13 protein-coding genes are annotated in these 14,643 nt (G+C 46.0%); 10 read left to right on the top strand and 3 right to left on the bottom strand.

The features are described 5' to 3' along the window. Positions 1 to 104 precede the first annotated feature (104 nt). From mraY to AC5JL3_RS14035, 5 genes are all read left to right on the top strand, one after another. A complete protein-coding gene (mraY, locus tag AC5JL3_RS14055; protein WP_496075064.1) occupies positions 105 to 1,220 on the top strand; it encodes a phospho-N-acetylmuramoyl-pentapeptide-transferase in 1,116 nt (371 codons plus the stop codon). A 62-nt stretch (positions 1,221 to 1,282) separates the two neighbouring features. Next, positions 1,283 to 2,272 (top strand): glycosyltransferase family 2 protein, encoded by a 990-nt coding sequence (locus AC5JL3_RS14050; RefSeq protein ID WP_496075063.1) that lies wholly within the window; start codon positions 1,283 to 1,285, stop codon positions 2,270 to 2,272. 54 nt (positions 2,273 to 2,326) lie between these two features. Continuing rightward, the gene (locus tag AC5JL3_RS14045) at positions 2,327 to 3,013 is read left to right on the top strand and encodes a response regulator transcription factor (RefSeq protein WP_192219616.1); all 687 of its coding nucleotides are present in this window, start codon (positions 2,327 to 2,329) and stop codon (positions 3,011 to 3,013) included. Between the two features lie 181 nt (positions 3,014 to 3,194). Next, positions 3,195 to 3,323 carry a hypothetical protein gene (locus AC5JL3_RS14040; RefSeq protein WP_496075345.1) on the top strand — a complete coding sequence of 43 codons (129 nt, stop codon included), beginning with the start codon at positions 3,195 to 3,197 and terminating at the stop codon, positions 3,321 to 3,323. Positions 3,324 to 3,921: 598 nt separating this feature from the next. Beyond that, positions 3,922 to 4,929 (top strand): GNAT family N-acetyltransferase, encoded by a 1,008-nt coding sequence (locus AC5JL3_RS14035; RefSeq protein WP_496075062.1) that lies wholly within the window; start codon positions 3,922 to 3,924, stop codon positions 4,927 to 4,929. 16 nt (positions 4,930 to 4,945) lie between these two features. On the opposite strand, the gene AC5JL3_RS14030 is transcribed toward AC5JL3_RS14035, so the two are convergent. Both AC5JL3_RS14030 and AC5JL3_RS14025 read right to left on the bottom strand, forming a co-directional pair. Beyond that, on the bottom strand, positions 4,946 to 5,815 hold the full coding sequence (locus AC5JL3_RS14030; protein WP_496075061.1) for an FAD-binding domain-containing protein: 870 nt from the start codon (positions 5,813 to 5,815) through the stop codon (positions 4,946 to 4,948). 355 nt (positions 5,816 to 6,170) lie between these two features. After that, on the bottom strand, positions 6,171 to 6,830 hold the full coding sequence (locus AC5JL3_RS14025; protein WP_496075060.1) for a ferritin-like domain-containing protein: 660 nt from the start codon (positions 6,828 to 6,830) through the stop codon (positions 6,171 to 6,173). A 203-nt stretch (positions 6,831 to 7,033) separates the two neighbouring features. Here AC5JL3_RS14025 and AC5JL3_RS14020 point away from each other — a divergent pair, with 203 nt between their 5' ends. After that, positions 7,034 to 7,987: a type II secretion system F family protein gene (locus AC5JL3_RS14020; protein ID WP_496075059.1), complete on the top strand. Its 954-nt coding sequence runs from the start codon at positions 7,034 to 7,036 to the stop codon at positions 7,985 to 7,987. 17 nt (positions 7,988 to 8,004) lie between these two features. On the opposite strand, the gene nagA is transcribed toward AC5JL3_RS14020, so the two are convergent. Further along, the gene (gene nagA, locus AC5JL3_RS14015; protein WP_496075058.1) at positions 8,005 to 9,267 is read right to left on the bottom strand and encodes an N-acetylglucosamine-6-phosphate deacetylase; all 1,263 of its coding nucleotides are present in this window, start codon (positions 9,265 to 9,267) and stop codon (positions 8,005 to 8,007) included. 80 nt (positions 9,268 to 9,347) lie between these two features. Here nagA and purE point away from each other — a divergent pair, with 80 nt between their 5' ends. The 4 genes from purE to AC5JL3_RS13995 all read left to right on the top strand — a co-directional run bounded on the left by purE (position 9,348) and on the right by AC5JL3_RS13995 (position 14,602). After that, positions 9,348 to 9,866 carry a 5-(carboxyamino)imidazole ribonucleotide mutase gene (purE, locus tag AC5JL3_RS14010; RefSeq protein WP_496075057.1) on the top strand — a complete coding sequence of 173 codons (519 nt, stop codon included), beginning with the start codon at positions 9,348 to 9,350 and terminating at the stop codon, positions 9,864 to 9,866. Between the two features lie 725 nt (positions 9,867 to 10,591). After that, positions 10,592 to 12,217 carry an ammonium transporter gene (locus AC5JL3_RS14005; protein WP_496075344.1) on the top strand — a complete coding sequence of 542 codons (1,626 nt, stop codon included), beginning with the start codon at positions 10,592 to 10,594 and terminating at the stop codon, positions 12,215 to 12,217. 185 nt (positions 12,218 to 12,402) lie between these two features. Then, positions 12,403 to 13,245 (top strand): SGNH/GDSL hydrolase family protein, encoded by an 843-nt coding sequence (locus AC5JL3_RS14000; protein WP_496075056.1) that lies wholly within the window; start codon positions 12,403 to 12,405, stop codon positions 13,243 to 13,245. A gap of 151 nt (positions 13,246 to 13,396) precedes the next feature. Continuing rightward, on the top strand, positions 13,397 to 14,602 hold the full coding sequence (locus AC5JL3_RS13995; protein WP_496075055.1) for a 4-hydroxy-3-methylbut-2-enyl diphosphate reductase: 1,206 nt from the start codon (positions 13,397 to 13,399) through the stop codon (positions 14,600 to 14,602). The last annotated feature ends 41 nt before the right edge of the window (positions 14,603 to 14,643 follow it).

The following is a 14,643-nucleotide window of genomic DNA, read 5'->3' as shown; positions in this document are numbered from 1 at the left end:
ATTGATGCTACGATTCCCCTGAGTACCGTAGGTCAAACGGGAATTGTCGAGGCGCTGTGCATCGCGTTTGTGTGAGGAATGTTCGACAAAGGAATGGAGAGTCTGTGGTAGACGCAAAAATATCTTCTGGGCGGTCGTTTAGCTTGACCGGACCCAGACTTCTGACGTTACTAACAGTCGGTTTGAGCCTAGGAGCATTAATTCTTGATTGGACAGCAGGACGAATGCTCTTTTTAGGTAGCTCAATAGCCTTGCCGTTGTTAGTTTGTTCTCTAATTACTGCTGCACTGGGATACTGGGCGGTTCCGCTTTTACAAGCCCTCAAACTGGGGCAAGTTATCCGCGAGGATGGGCCACAAACCCATTTACAAAAGGCTGGCACTCCAACAATGGGTGGAGTGTTTTTTGTACCAGTGGCAGTGGTTGTTGCTCTAGTCTGGTCAGGGCTTTTCATGCGGGGGCAAGACTTTATCCCTGTCCTGGCGGTGTCAGTGGTAACCCTGGCTTATGCCGGAATCGGCTTGTTGGATGATTGGCAAATTGTCCGACATCGGTCGAATAAAGGGATTTCACCCCGAATGAAACTAGCGCTACAAGTAAGCGTTGGCTCTCTATTTTGCTTATGGTTAGCGTGGAGTCAGCCAGTAAGTATTACAACTATTAACCTGCCTTTAAACTTTGTCTTACCCTTGGGATTACTGTTTTGGCCTCTGGCTGTATTCGTGCTGGTGGCAGAAAGTAATGCCACAAATCTCACGGATGGTGTAGATGGACTAGCGGCGGGAACTTGTGCGATCGCATTATTGGGACTCGCCGCCCTCGTTGCCCCAACCTCAGCAGGTTTAATGGTTTTCTGTGCCTGTTTGAGTGGCAGTTGCTTGGGTTTTGTTGTCCATAACCGCAACCCAGCAACCGTGTTTATGGGTGATACGGGTTCCCTTGCCTTGGGAGGCGCACTCGCAGCAGTCGGGCTTTTAAGTCAGAATCTCTGGGGCTTATTTATTGTCAGTGTAATTTTCTGTTTTGAATCAGTCTCAGTAATTGCCCAAGTTAGCTACTACAAAGCGACAAAAGGCCCTAATGGAATCGGTAAGCGCTTGTTTAAAATGTCACCGTTTCATAACCATCTTGAACTGACGGGTTGGTCAGAAACGCGGATTGTTGGTGCGTTTTACTTAACTAATGCGATTCTGGCTTTGTTGTGTTTGACCGTTCATTAGTAGAGTTGGCTGATAGCTAGCGGCTAATAGGACAATGAGCAATGAACTACTAGCCGTTAGCAATGAACCAGAAAGTCTTGCCCAAGACGAGCGTGATTGTCCCGGTCTACAATGGCGAAGCTGACGTACCTGATTTAATTCAGTGTTTAAAGGCGCAGACTTACCCAGTTGACCAGGTAGAGTATTTGTTGGTGGATAATGCTAGTTGCGATCGCACAAGCCTTCTCCTCCAAACGGCTGTCCAAGAGGCAGCAGCTCTTGGGATAATATTTCAATACCTTCGGGAAACTGAAAACCAAAGCTCTTATGCCGCTCGTAATGCTGGCATCCGAGCAGCAAGTGGAGAAATTCTTGCCTTTACAGATGCTGATTGTCGCCCTCAGTCGAGTTGGTTAGATGCTCTCATTGCGCCATTTACTGACTCCAGGATTGGTGTCGTGGCTGGAGAGATTGTTGCTCTACCCGGTAAAAGTCTGCTAGAACAACACGCCGAGCGTCATCAAGTTTTATCTCAGCAACACACCTTAAATCACCCCTTTCGTCCCTATGGTCAAACAGCCAACCTAGCAATTCGGCGGCAGGTATTGGAACAAGTGGGGTTGTTCCGTCCCTACCTAACCTCAGGTGGTGATGCTGATATGTGTTGGCGCATCCAACAGCAAAGTGATTGGACACTTCACTTTGCCCCAACTGCTGTTGTTCAGCATCGGCACCGTTCTACTCTTCAGGAATACCAAAAACAATGGCATCGGTATGGTCGCTCTAACCGCTACTTGCACGAACTGCACGGTGTCGAGTTGATGCGTGAACTGACGCAACAGGAATATTTCTATCGTCTCAGTCGTTGGTTAGTGAAGGAAGTACCGATGAATACGATAAAAGCGATCGCTCGTAAAAGCCCTCCTATTGATATCATCAGTACACCCATCGGTCTTTTTGGAGCTTGGGCACGAACCACTGGACAACGACAAGCCAAGCTACCAGAAAAAGCAAAAGAGATTGAGTGGCTGCAAAATGTGCAAGGCATCGGTTTTAATCAGCCCACCCAGTAACAGAAGCTGACGATTTTCGTTACAGTTGGAATAAATAGCAGTAAAGAAAGATAGATGTCAGCCCAAGTATTATTGGTAGACGACGAACCAGGAGTACGGTTATCCGTCAAAGAATATTTACAGGAAATTGGTGATTTCAAGGTACGGGTTGCCAGTAGTGCCGATGAAGCTTGGCAACTGTTGCAGCAACAAACACCTGACCTTGTAATCTCTGATGTCATGATGCCCCAAGTAGATGGGTATCAGTTCCTGAAGAAGCTGCGAGAAGACCCTCGTTTCAAGTCGCTGCCAGTAGTATTTCTGACGGCTAGAGGGATGACATCTGACCGTATTCTGGGTTATCAATCAGGTGTTGACGCTTACCTCGCCAAGCCGTTTGACCCAGATGAACTCGTCGCCATTGTTGAGAATTTATTAGAGCGTCGTTCCCCCAACTCCGGAGATGCCAGTAGTACAGAGCTTGAGAAAATTGCCCAGCAGATTGCTGAAATCCGGGGGTTGATTACCAAAGGGAATGGTATTGTCCAAACGCCTGCACCGATTCGTATTGACTTTACACCGCGAGAGCAAAGTGTCTTAGATTTGGTGGCAGAAGGGCTGATGAATAAAGAAATTGCCCGACGTCTAGAGACTAGTGTCCGCAACGTCGAAAAGTATGTCAGTCGCTTGTTTAGTAAAACAGGAACCAATAGCCGCACAGAATTGGTACGCTATGCTCTTGAACATGGTTTGACCAAGTAGCAATTGTCTTATAGCGGTTCTCAAATAAGTGGAGTACACTCAACTTCTGCCCTTTGCCTTCTGCCTTAAGGCTAACTACTTTGTACCTCAGTAAATAGAGAAACGCTATAAAACCTAGCTACTAGCAGCACTTTTCTGTAGATTTAACACTATTTTTGTAACGCCATTTACAACCTGATAAATTGCTCGACGCTTAGACATCAGCGTCCGCAATGTCAAGAAGTATGCCCATCGCTTGTTGAGGAAAACAGGCTTATGTAGCCGTATAGAGTTAGTAAACTTGGCTCTTGAAAGTTGCCCGTATCCGTGACTTTCTTTGCTATAGCTTGGTAGTTGTACAGGTTGGGCAAGTATGGCTTTTTAGGCTAGTTTAACTAGGTAAATAGCTATATTTCTTTTAACAGATATTTAATTTTTTTGGAATGCCTAAATTAGGGTATAATCTAATCAAGTAATATTGCACACTCTTAACGGGCAGACTTTCCTGACTTAGATAAATTAGCAAAGTTAAATGTGCAAACCTTACCACTGATGGTCGTTTGAAATTAACCCTGAAGTGAAATTTTTATGTTTTACCCAAGGCGAGAGGCTTCGCCTGAATCTAACGGTATTTTCTTCTTAGAACCCCAGTTACACCGACTTCAGGTGTGGCAAATCGGTATGTACAAGCTCTATTAGCGTGAGTAAAAAGAGAGCTTGTAACTGATACAAGACTGAATTAAAAAATAGCCCTCTTTGGGTTGATTTGGCTTACGAGATTTTTGTCAAACTCAAACTCAAAGTCAAAATTTCCATTGGGCTTGTACAGGATTGAGCCAACTTTTCATCCTGTATTCAGTCTTCTTTTACTGTTTTGCAATACCTAACCTGAATGTCAACAGTCCTCAAAAACGGACTGCCAATTTTGTATGACTACTTTAACAATACGCCCCTCAGTTCGTGGCGCTAAACACCGAGCATTTGCATTTACTGAGCCTGGTGCAACCACAACCAAACTCTTTGCAGATATTGCTGATTTAGTGAAGCTCAATGAGCCAACGGGTCAGTTAGATGAAGACACCTCTGTTTATGATCTGCAAAGGTTCTTTGAGGCACCCAATGTAGATAAAGCACATGATTTGCGGTTGTGGATAGATTCCAATGGTAAACTTATCGGTTTCGGACAACTATTGATACCTGAGCTGAGTCATGAGATTGAGGGTTATCTGTACTTTGACGTTCACCCAACTCAATGCCGCAATGCCATAGAAGCCGAAATTCTTCAGTGGAGCGAACAGCGAATGCGGGAAGTCGGAAAACAGGCGGATTTGCCTGTCAAACTACGCACTCGTCTCCGGAACGACAAAATTTTGCGTCGGATGCTTCTAGAAAAACAGAGTTTCACAACTGAACGCCGCTTTTTAACAATGGCTTGTACACTCGCTCAGCCATCGCCCTCATTTAAACTTCCAGATGGCTTCACGTTGCGATCGCTTCGAGGAGAACGAGATATTAGAGCTTGGGTAGAACTATTCAATGAATCATTCATCGATCATTGGAATCACCAGGATGTAACGGTTGCGTCAGTAAGACATTGGCTCAAGAACCCACACTATAAACCTGAACTCAATTTAGTTGCTGTAGCACCAGACAACACATTTGCCGCATTTTGCGTTGGCTACATCAACCAAGAAGAAAATGCTCGTAGTCGGCGCAATGAGGGCTGGATTAAGCTCCTCGGTACACGACGCGGCTTCCGTAAACTGGGACTCGGACGAGCAATGTTACTGGCTGGGATGAGACAGCTAAAGGCAATTGGTGTAGAGCGAGTGAAGCTCGGTGTTGATGCCCAAAGCCTGACCAATGCAACACGACTTTATGAGTCTTTAGGCTTCCAGCCAATCCACACTTGGTTATCCTACGTCAAGGAGATTTAGGTCGAATGGCACTGACTTAACGCTTCTGCTTTTTTGGGCGCTGAAAGCTCTTGCTTCCACCGCTACGGTCAAATGGCTCAGCTTTAGGAAACAGCCGTTGCTCGATTTGTTCATAGCTGCCCTCGAAGTCGCACTTGCCATAGAGTGGACAGGCTTTGCAATATATCCCATTACTATATTTTTCAAGGTTCTCTCGATTGAAGAAATAGGGTTTGTGGCTGAAGGTACTAGCAACCCACTGCCACGAGAGGATATTGCTAGCAGGGTCACCATCCAGTAAATGTTCTAAAAACCAACGCGCACCCGTCTCCCAATGGACGTGCCGCCAGTGTACTAGGTAAGCTGCCATCCACATGCGTCCGTGGTTGTGCAGATAGCCAGTTTCCCGCAAATCATGGCTAAAGTGATCAATGCAAACCATTCCTGTTGTTCCCGTTTCAACATCCGTTGGGAGTTCGGATGTGTAGTTCTTAGCTGTGTAGCCTGTCTTATAGTCTTCTTGGTCTTTCCAGATGTCATCACCTTTTTGGGCATACAATCGTTGCCAGTAATCTCGCCAGCCAAGTTCGTTAATTAATTTTTCCGCATCATTTAGGCTTTGCACTTTACTCAGGACAGCATCACGCACTTCTGCCAGACTCAGAAGCCCATAACGTAGATAAGGAGAGAGTCGTGTTACTTTACCACTGAGAAAGTTCCGGGATTTTGCATACTGCACTGGGTCTACGTGGCTAAGTACTGCCTCTGCTGCTTTACGCCCTCCCTGTATCTCACTAACGTGGTCGTCGCGGTCTACAGCATTTGGGAACTGCTCACGGACGTAAGCAATTAGCTCATCGCGGCTAGCAAAATCCCGTCGCATATTGTGATTATTTGTTTCGCTCATCTTGCTTTTTTATGAGTAGCGGGTTCAAGTCTTGATTTAGCTTAAGCTTTTATAGATAAAACTTAGGCAGTAGCTTCACTGGTAGGGTGCGTCGTGACGCACCCTACTACTGTTTACTAACAATGAAGAGTTTCTAGATGAGGGAAGAAAAATGAGCAAAAACTGTACAGTTTTTGCTCTGGTTAGTGAACTTTAGTCTCAACACAAGGAGTATTGGCTTGTCATGCGATCGCTTATCTACACCCAGCTATCTCTCTTTTTTTACCCTGGATAAGGTGCAACACAGTGTCAAGTAATTTTCTCTGAGTCACTTTGCTAGCTCGCCAAGTCGATGAAAAAGGAGAACAAACCCGTTCTAAGCTACTGGCACAGGTGGCGTTGGCTCTTCACTCAAGAAGGAATGGGGAACAATTTTGTCATCCATTGGTAGCCCTTTCTCGTTGAGTACCGCCATCAGCACTGTACGAAAGACGGCTGCGTGCATTGACTCTACTGGCATAATTGTGGCTGCAACGTTCTTTGCCCCCTCTGATGTCAGCTTGTTAGTAATGAAATCGAGGTATGCCTTGGATGCAATCATTTCTAGGGTTAAGGCGTATCTGAGTACCTCAGCTTCACCCCCCGTCAAGACATTTTTGGGAATTGGGAAAGTACCCAGATTCTCGGTGCCTGCGGGTTCGCCTTTAAAGACTTGTGAGACAACTCTTTTGAGGCGATCGCGATGATTGGTGTGATCTTGTGCAAACTGCACAGCAACATCTAAAAATGCCTTGGTGGGAAGTAAGTTATTTTCCGCTGCTGCCATGTAGGTGTTGACAGCTCTTTGTTCTAGTTGGATCGCACCATTGATAATTTCGATATCAGCTTTAGGGTTAGGACGTCCAGCGGCAACGACTTTGCCAGCATTACCTGTTGCGATCGCAACAGCGCCAGAAGCACCAGTGAGAACTCCCAGTTTGAGTAACTGGCGTCTTTGCGGCGAAATGATAGTGGATTTAGGTTGAATATCGCTCACGCGCTTGTCTCCTCTTAAAGATGACTCGAATACCAGTCTTTCTGCTGTTTCGGTATGAAGTTGCTTTAGTTTAGGAGAGGAGTTTGTTCACCTACCAGACCAAAAACTGCTCATTTTTTGCTCAACTACCCAACAGGGGTTGTTACTTTCTTTCAGTTGTTCTTCGCAACTGATAAGCGACAAAAATAAAAGTGTATTAAACAGTGGCTCTACCTAATCGCTTGAAAATTCGGGACAAAGCCCAATTCTTTTATCAACTTGCTGCTTTGCTGAATGGCATGAGTGTACAGCAGAGCTTAATTTTGGCAGGTAAAGACTGCAATCCTGTCTTCCAGCGCTATTTACACCAAGTCAGTGTTGCGGTAGGTAGTGGTCAAGATTTGGCTTCTGCGATGGCACTTAACTCTAGTTACTTCGATGGTTGGACAATTAGCTTACTTCGACTAGCTGAGTATAGTGGCTCTCTTCCTCAGACTTGTAGACAACTGGCGATCGCATTTGAAGCTCAAGTGAGACGGGAACGGCTTTATCGCTCAGTAAGACGACTGGCAATTACAACGGTTTGGGCTGTATTGATACTGGTAGCCGCAATTTTTAATCGCACTCCTACGGGTTTGGTGAAACCAGAGTTTTGGCTGAGAAGTTTAGCGATCGCTTTGCTGTTGCTGGGGATAAGTTTTCTTACCTCTAGCTATTCCACTGAGCGATCGCAACAGCTAGCGATGAAGTTGCCTGTTGTGGGTAAGCTGATTCAGGCACGGTCAATGATTTACTTAGGCAAGTTGGCATTACCCTTGAGTTGTGGAGTAACGCTTCTCACTGCTCTAGAGTTAGTGCGAGAGTATATCCCTGACCGAGTGCTTAGAGCAAATCTAGCCAGTGCTACTCGCAAAATCCGTGCAGGTCAAACCTTGAGCCATAGCTTACAAGGTAAACTACCACCAATTGCGATGGAAATAATTCGCACAGGTGAAGAAACAGGTCATCTCGACACTGCCCTACAAAACTTAGTTGAATTCTATGAAGGAGACTTAGAGCGTCGGCTAAATTGGCTACAGCTTAGTCTACGACCTCTCAGCTTTTTAGCGATCGCTGGGTTGGTGGCTGTAGTCAGCGTCCGAGGACTAACAACTCTACTCGACTCATTACCTGATTAGCAGTTAGCGGTCAGCGGTCAGCTATCAGCTTTTTTTCCTCTTCTTGTTCTAGTCAATACAGATTCATTTTCCTCCAAAGTCATACGTTGCGAAGTTAGTTTATTTGTTACTGTATCCAAGTGCCAGCGCAACAATTTAGCAGGTTGACCAACAGCAATTTTAGGTAAATTGATTGCGTGTCGAGGCGCATCTATAGCCAGTGCGATCGCTTTTTCTGGCTCACAAATTCCCCACTCCACAAGATTCTGCACTCCTACCAATAGCGGTAGCGTTGTCCCCGCCAGAGTCCCATCCGGTAGCTGTGCTGTACCATTTTTTACCTCAATCTGCCGCGTATCCCAGGCGTAAACACCGTCGGGTAGCCCTAAAGGTGAGAGCGCATCACTGACAAGAAAAATCCCTTGCTCATAGCCACTCGCGCCAAGTAGCAACTGAATCATCGTTGGACAGACGTGCTGACCATCTGCAATTAGACCACACTGAACATCTGGATGGACTAGAGCCGCACCTAGTAAGCCAGGTTCCCGATGATGTAATCCCGGCATGGCATTAAACGCATGAGTAACCATTGAGGCTCCGAGTTTAAATGCTTGCTGGGCTTGAGCGGCTGTAGCGAGGGAGTGACCAAGGCTAATGGTGATACCAAGAGAATGTAGGTAAGGAATTACCTCTCCGGTGCTGTCTAATTCTGGTGCTAAGGTTATCACTTTTACAAGCTCGGCGTAATCGCCCAAAACCCGCTTTACATTATCTAGGGTTAGAGGCAGCAGATACTCGGCTGGATGCGCCCCTCGCTTTTGGAGATTAAGAAATGGCCCTTCGAGATGCACACCCAGAATTTGAGCGATTGGTTGCTCATCGGGTGGAGAGTTCACAAATTCAGCTAGTACCGAGAGTGACTGATGAATCTTTTCTACAGACGTTGTAACTAAGGTCGGTAAAAAGCCATCAATGCCTTGCTGCCAAAGAAATTGGCAAATTTTTTGGAGTTTTTCCTCATCACCCGAACTCAAGTCTGGAAACGCTAAGCCTAAGGCTCCATTGATTTGGAGATCGATACCACCGAGTGATACCCAATCCCCAGCAACATCGATAGTTTGTAAACCCTCACGAGGCAATCGCTTGAAAACAGCGTCAGTTGGCAATATTTGTGAAATTATCCCCTGTGAATCAACACAGATTTGCTGTAAACCTTGGTAACCAGGCACCTGAGCATTGATAATGTCTACGTTAGTGCAAGTGAAATTTGATTGAGCGATCGCATATCGTATTGCTTCCATGATCACTTTGGCGACAAAATGCCTAAACTTCTATACAAATTCAGTAATCCATTGAACAACCCTTAATCCAAAAGCGGAACATGACTCAAGCGTTAATTGGCATCATTATGGGCAGTGATTCAGATTTACCGATCATGCAGGATGCGATCGCAATTTGCGAAGAATTCAGCATCCCTTGCGAAGTCGCGATTGTCTCTGCTCACCGGACACCAGAACGGATGGTGAAATACGCCCAAGAAGCCCATCAACGCGGCATTAAAGTCATTATCGCGGGTGCTGGGGGAGCGGCTCATCTACCCGGTATGGTAGCGTCACTGACACCCTTGCCTGTGATTGGGGTACCTGTACCCAGCCGTCATTTACAAGGTGTCGATTCACTGTACTCGATTGTGCAAATGCCAGGAGGAATTCCTGTCGCTACGGTTGCGATCGGTAATGCTAAAAATGCTGGTCTATTGGCTGTGCAGATTTTAGCCTCCCATCAACCCGAATTACTAGAGCAAGTGCAGCAGTACCGTCAGAATCTAGCTCAATCTGTCATGGAAAAGCAGACTAAGCTTGATGAACTCGGCTACCAACAATACTTAGCAAGTCCCTAACCTGTCTCAATACTGCGTATCAAGTTTTACCTTTGTAATTGTGCTTACTAGAATGCTGAGTTCCGATTTAATTGCAAATCTTTTTCAAGTAGTAATAACTTGAGTGTTTTGTTAGATCTGCCCGTTCGATTTAGATAAACAAAGGTGGTCTTTATAAATAGCAAATTATTAAATATTAAGCCGGAAGTTTAACATTCTTGCAGTCGAGTAAGTTTTATTTTTTATCACGCCTTTAAGTCTCTAATAACTCCTATCCGATTAAGACACTTATTTGACAAAACACACACCTTATGAATGGACAGCTACCTATGAGTGTTAAAGGCGTTTTTATTGTTTCTGGCAGTTGTAGAACTTCAAACGCCTCCCAAAAATGTATATTCTGATACAGAAACTCAGGTTAAGAAAATCCAAAATTTGGAGATTTCTAATACATAACTGTCTTTTTGCAAGGGGAACTAAACCTCTTGACTATGTTCTCGCTTGTTTGTAAGGTTTTGTCTAAAGTTGACGATTCAGCTTTATACTAAGCTTCTTGATTTCTTAAGACGGGAAGTGTTCTAGTAGCTGGTAGGAAAATGTCTAAATAGGAGCAGCATTCTACCTAACGAAGCTCCTCAAATTAAAGATATGCTCCTCGATTAAAATGACCAGATTTCCGGCTTCTGGCTAAGGGTTGGGGTGTGTTTTGCAGACGAAGGAAAGTCCAGTAGATGATGTCCAGGCTAATGCTCAATAAAACTCTCAAGAGAAAAAAATTGCCAACTCAAAGTAGGCGACGCTCTTCCAATCGATCCGCTCAATTTCGTCGGGTTACCTCATCTTTTAAAGAATTAAAAACGGCTATCAAGCGGCTAACTCCAAGTTGGCAAGCTTGTATACCTCTAGCCGTAATTATCGTGCTGGTATGGAGCTATGCTGCATCGGCTCAGGCTCCAGCGGCTGAAGGTCCGACCACAGCTGACCTGAAGGTGGGTTTAGACACCATGTGGGTGATGATTGCTGGAATGCTGGTGTTTTTCATGAACGCTGGCTTCGGTATGTTAGAGACAGGCTTCTGCCGCCAAAAGAACGCCGTTAACGTTCTGGCAAAGAACCTGATTGTGTTTGCTCTATCTACCATTGCGTTCTGGGCTATTGGCTTTGGCTTGATGTTCAGTGATGGCGGTGGTTTAAATAGTTTCATGGGCACAGGCGGATTCTTTTTAAGTGGAGCGGATAATAGCCCTGCAACTGGAGATGCCTATCAGGGAGTTTTTGGCTCTCTCAATTGGACAGGGGTGCCACTACTCGCGAAGTTTTTCTTCCAATTGGTGTTTGCTGGAACAGCGGCAACGATTGTTTCGGGTGCTGTTGCTGAACGGATTAAGTTTGTTGACTTCTTAATTTTCAGCCTCTTACTGGTAGGGATTGCTTATCCCATCACCGGACACTGGATTTGGGGCGGTGGCTGGCTTGCACAAGCAGGCTTCTATGATTTTGCGGGTTCTACAGTGGTTCACTCCGTTGGGGGTTGGGCGGCTTTAATGGGTGCGGCATTTTTGGGACCCCGTTTGGGTAGATATCAAGATGGTCAGGTAGCAGCCCTACCAGGTCACAATATGAGCATTGCTACCCTAGGGTGTTTGATTCTCTGGTTGGGCTGGTTTGGTTTCAACCCCGGTTCAACAATGGCAGTCGATCCAAATGCGATCGCTCATATCGCCATCACTACCAACACAGCAGGCGCATTTGGTGGCGTAGCGGCAACTGTTACGGCTTGGCTATACCTTGGTAAGCCAGACCTTTCAATGATCATCAATGGTATTCTTGCTGGTCTAGTCGGTGTAACAGCCTCTTGTGCGTTCATCAACGTTCCATCTGCCGCGATTATTGGTCTAATTGCAGGTGTCTTGGTCGTTTTCTCAGTTGGGTTCTTTGACAAACTCAGAATTGATGACCCTGTAGGCGCTACCTCAGTTCACCTGGTTTGCGGTATCTGGGGAACCTTAGCCGTTGGTTTATTTAGCGTTGGTCCAAACGTCGTGTTACATGGAGGCACTCCGCTATACACAACAGGTCCTGCGGCAGGATTGTTATTTGGGGGAGGCATTAGCCAATTGTGGCCCCAAATCCTCGGTATTCTTTCTGTGGGGGGAATGACAGTTCTTCTGAGTACAATCTTCTGGGTAGCACTCAAGGCAACCCTAGGTGTTCGTGTGACTCCTGAAGAGGAACTGGATGGATTGGATATTGGCGAACATGGTATGGAAGCCTACAGTGGGTTTGTTAAAGAAGCCGGTCCTGGCGGTCTGTCCCGTAGCAGCATGAGTGGTTTACAGGGTAATGCAGGTGAGATTCCTGGTAGCTATTAAGTAGACTTTCCTGGTTACCTTTTCTAATAAGAAATAGAGAGAAATCGGCTTGCCCTTTTGACAATTAGTTGTAAAGGGCAAGCTGTATTTTTTGCTTTTCAAAGCTAAACGAAGCTGAAGTTTATTTGAGTCGAGGGTGCGATGCCACTAAAATCTGATTCAACCCCGATGCTGGATCTAATCAAGTGTCCACTCGCTCGAAGACTATTCCGACTTGGCTCTTTTTTTCACTCGCGGCTAATGGCTTGCTGCTGTTAGCGATCGCGTGGGTACTACAGCGTGAGTACCAATGGTCAGTACCCTCTCCTGCCAGCCACTCCACCGTAACGACTGGGTTAGCTTATCCGACACCTAGCCCACTACCTCCTGAACTGGGTCCACGCCATCAGCTCAATTACCAACAGTGGGTTGCCCTTCTCGAAAAGGAAGCAGAGGTAATTGCTGACCAAAAGCCCGAAAACCTCAGCATCCTCATTGGTGATTCTCTAAGCTTGTGGTTTCCTAGTGAACTGCTGCCGAAGGAGCGTTCGTGGCTAAATCAGGGAATTTCTGGTGAAACCTCAGCCGGATTAATGAACCGCTTAGAACTGTTGGACAAGACGCAGCCAGAGGTCATTTTTGTAATGATCGGCATTAATGACTTAATACGGGGTGTAAAAGACAAAACGATTTTGGCAAACCAACAGCTAATTGTTCGCTACCTACAACAAGTGCATCCCCAAGCCAAGATTGTTGTTCAATCGATTTTGCCCCATAGTACCGACAAAGTAGCTTGGGAAGGGCGCGATCGCTTGTTGACAATCCCCAACAGCCGCATCCGAGAACTAAACCAGCAGATAAAAGCGATCGCTCAAGATGAAGGCATCATTTATCTTGACCTGTATCCCCTCTTTGCTGACACAGACGGTAATCTCCAAACTGAATTAAGTACTGATGGCTTACACTTAAATCCCCAAGGTTATGTGGTTTGGCGTAATGCACTCCTAGTCCTTACTCAGCTTCTACTAGAGCCTGCTGCTAAAGAGTAGGGAGTAGAGACTGGGGAGTAGGGGGATTTTAAAGAACTTCTTATCTCCCAATTCCCAATGCCCAATTCCCAATTCCCTAACCAACGTGCCATGAGCATCTTATGATCAAGGGTGGTAAGAGTTGTATCAGTAATCTCAGTAGACACGCGGCATGGATACAAAAGCCTTCAAACGCTCACTCCACAGTTCAGAGAACTACCATCGCAAAGGATTTGGTCACGAAGCCGAAGTTGCTACTCAGCTAGAGTCGGAGTATCAAAGCAACCTGATTCAAGAAATTCGCGATAACAACTACAGACTGCAACGGGGAGAAGTCACCATCAGACTTGCAGAAGCATTTGGCTTTTGCTGGGGTGTTGAGCGAGCGGTAGCCATGGCGTATGAAACTCGTCAACATTTCCCCACAGAGCGCATCTGGATGACCAATGAAATTATTCATAACCCCTCTGTAAACCAGCGTTTGCAGGATATGCAAGTAGAGTTTGTTCCAGTTGAGGCAGCTCAAAAAGACTTTTCCGTCGTCGGTGCTGGTGACGTGGTGATTTTACCGGCTTTCGGCGCAAGCGTTCAGGAAATGCAGCTCTTGAACGACAAAAACTGCAAGATTGTTGATACGACTTGTCCGTGGGTGTCCAAAGTTTGGAACACCGTAGAGAAGCACAAGAAAAAAGACTACACCTCGATTATTCACGGCAAGTACAAGCACGAAGAAACAGTCGCTACCAGTTCCTTTGCAGGCAAATACCTAGTAGTGCTGAATCTGAAAGAAGCCCAGTACGTCGCTGACTACATCCTCAATGGCGGCAACAAGAGCGAGTTTATGGAGAAGTTTAGCCGCGCTTGCTCGGTTGGCTTTGACCCTGATAAAGATTTAGAGCAGATTGGAATTGCCAACCAAACTACTATGCTCAAAAGCGAAACCGAGCAGATTGGCAAGCTGTTTGAGCGCACGATGATGAAGAAGTATGGCCCATCTGAGTTGAATAATCACTTCCAAAACTTCAATACCATCTGCGATGCGACCCAAGAGCGGCAGGATGCCATGCTAGGGCTAGTAGAAGAAAAATTAGACTTGATGGTGGTAATCGGTGGCTTCAACTCCTCCAACACCACTCAGCTTCAACAAATTGCCATTGAGCGGGGTATTCCTTCCTATCACATTGATAGCGCCCAACGGATTGCAGGAAATCAGTTGGAGCATAAACCTTTAGGGCGCGACTTGGAAGTAACAGAAAACTGGCTTCCCTCCGGCTCAATAGTTGTAGGCATCACCTCTGGAGCTTCGACCCCCGATAAAGTGGTGGAGGATGTCATTGAGAAGATTTTTGAGATCAAAGCAGCAACAGTGCTGATTTAGGGCAGAGCGCTCAAGGCGGGTTTAGACTAGAGGATAGAAAG

This window comes from Symplocastrum torsivum (assembly GCF_059505465.1).
The sequence above is the reverse complement of the archived record's forward strand: the minus strand, read 5'-3'. Positions and strand labels throughout refer to the sequence as shown.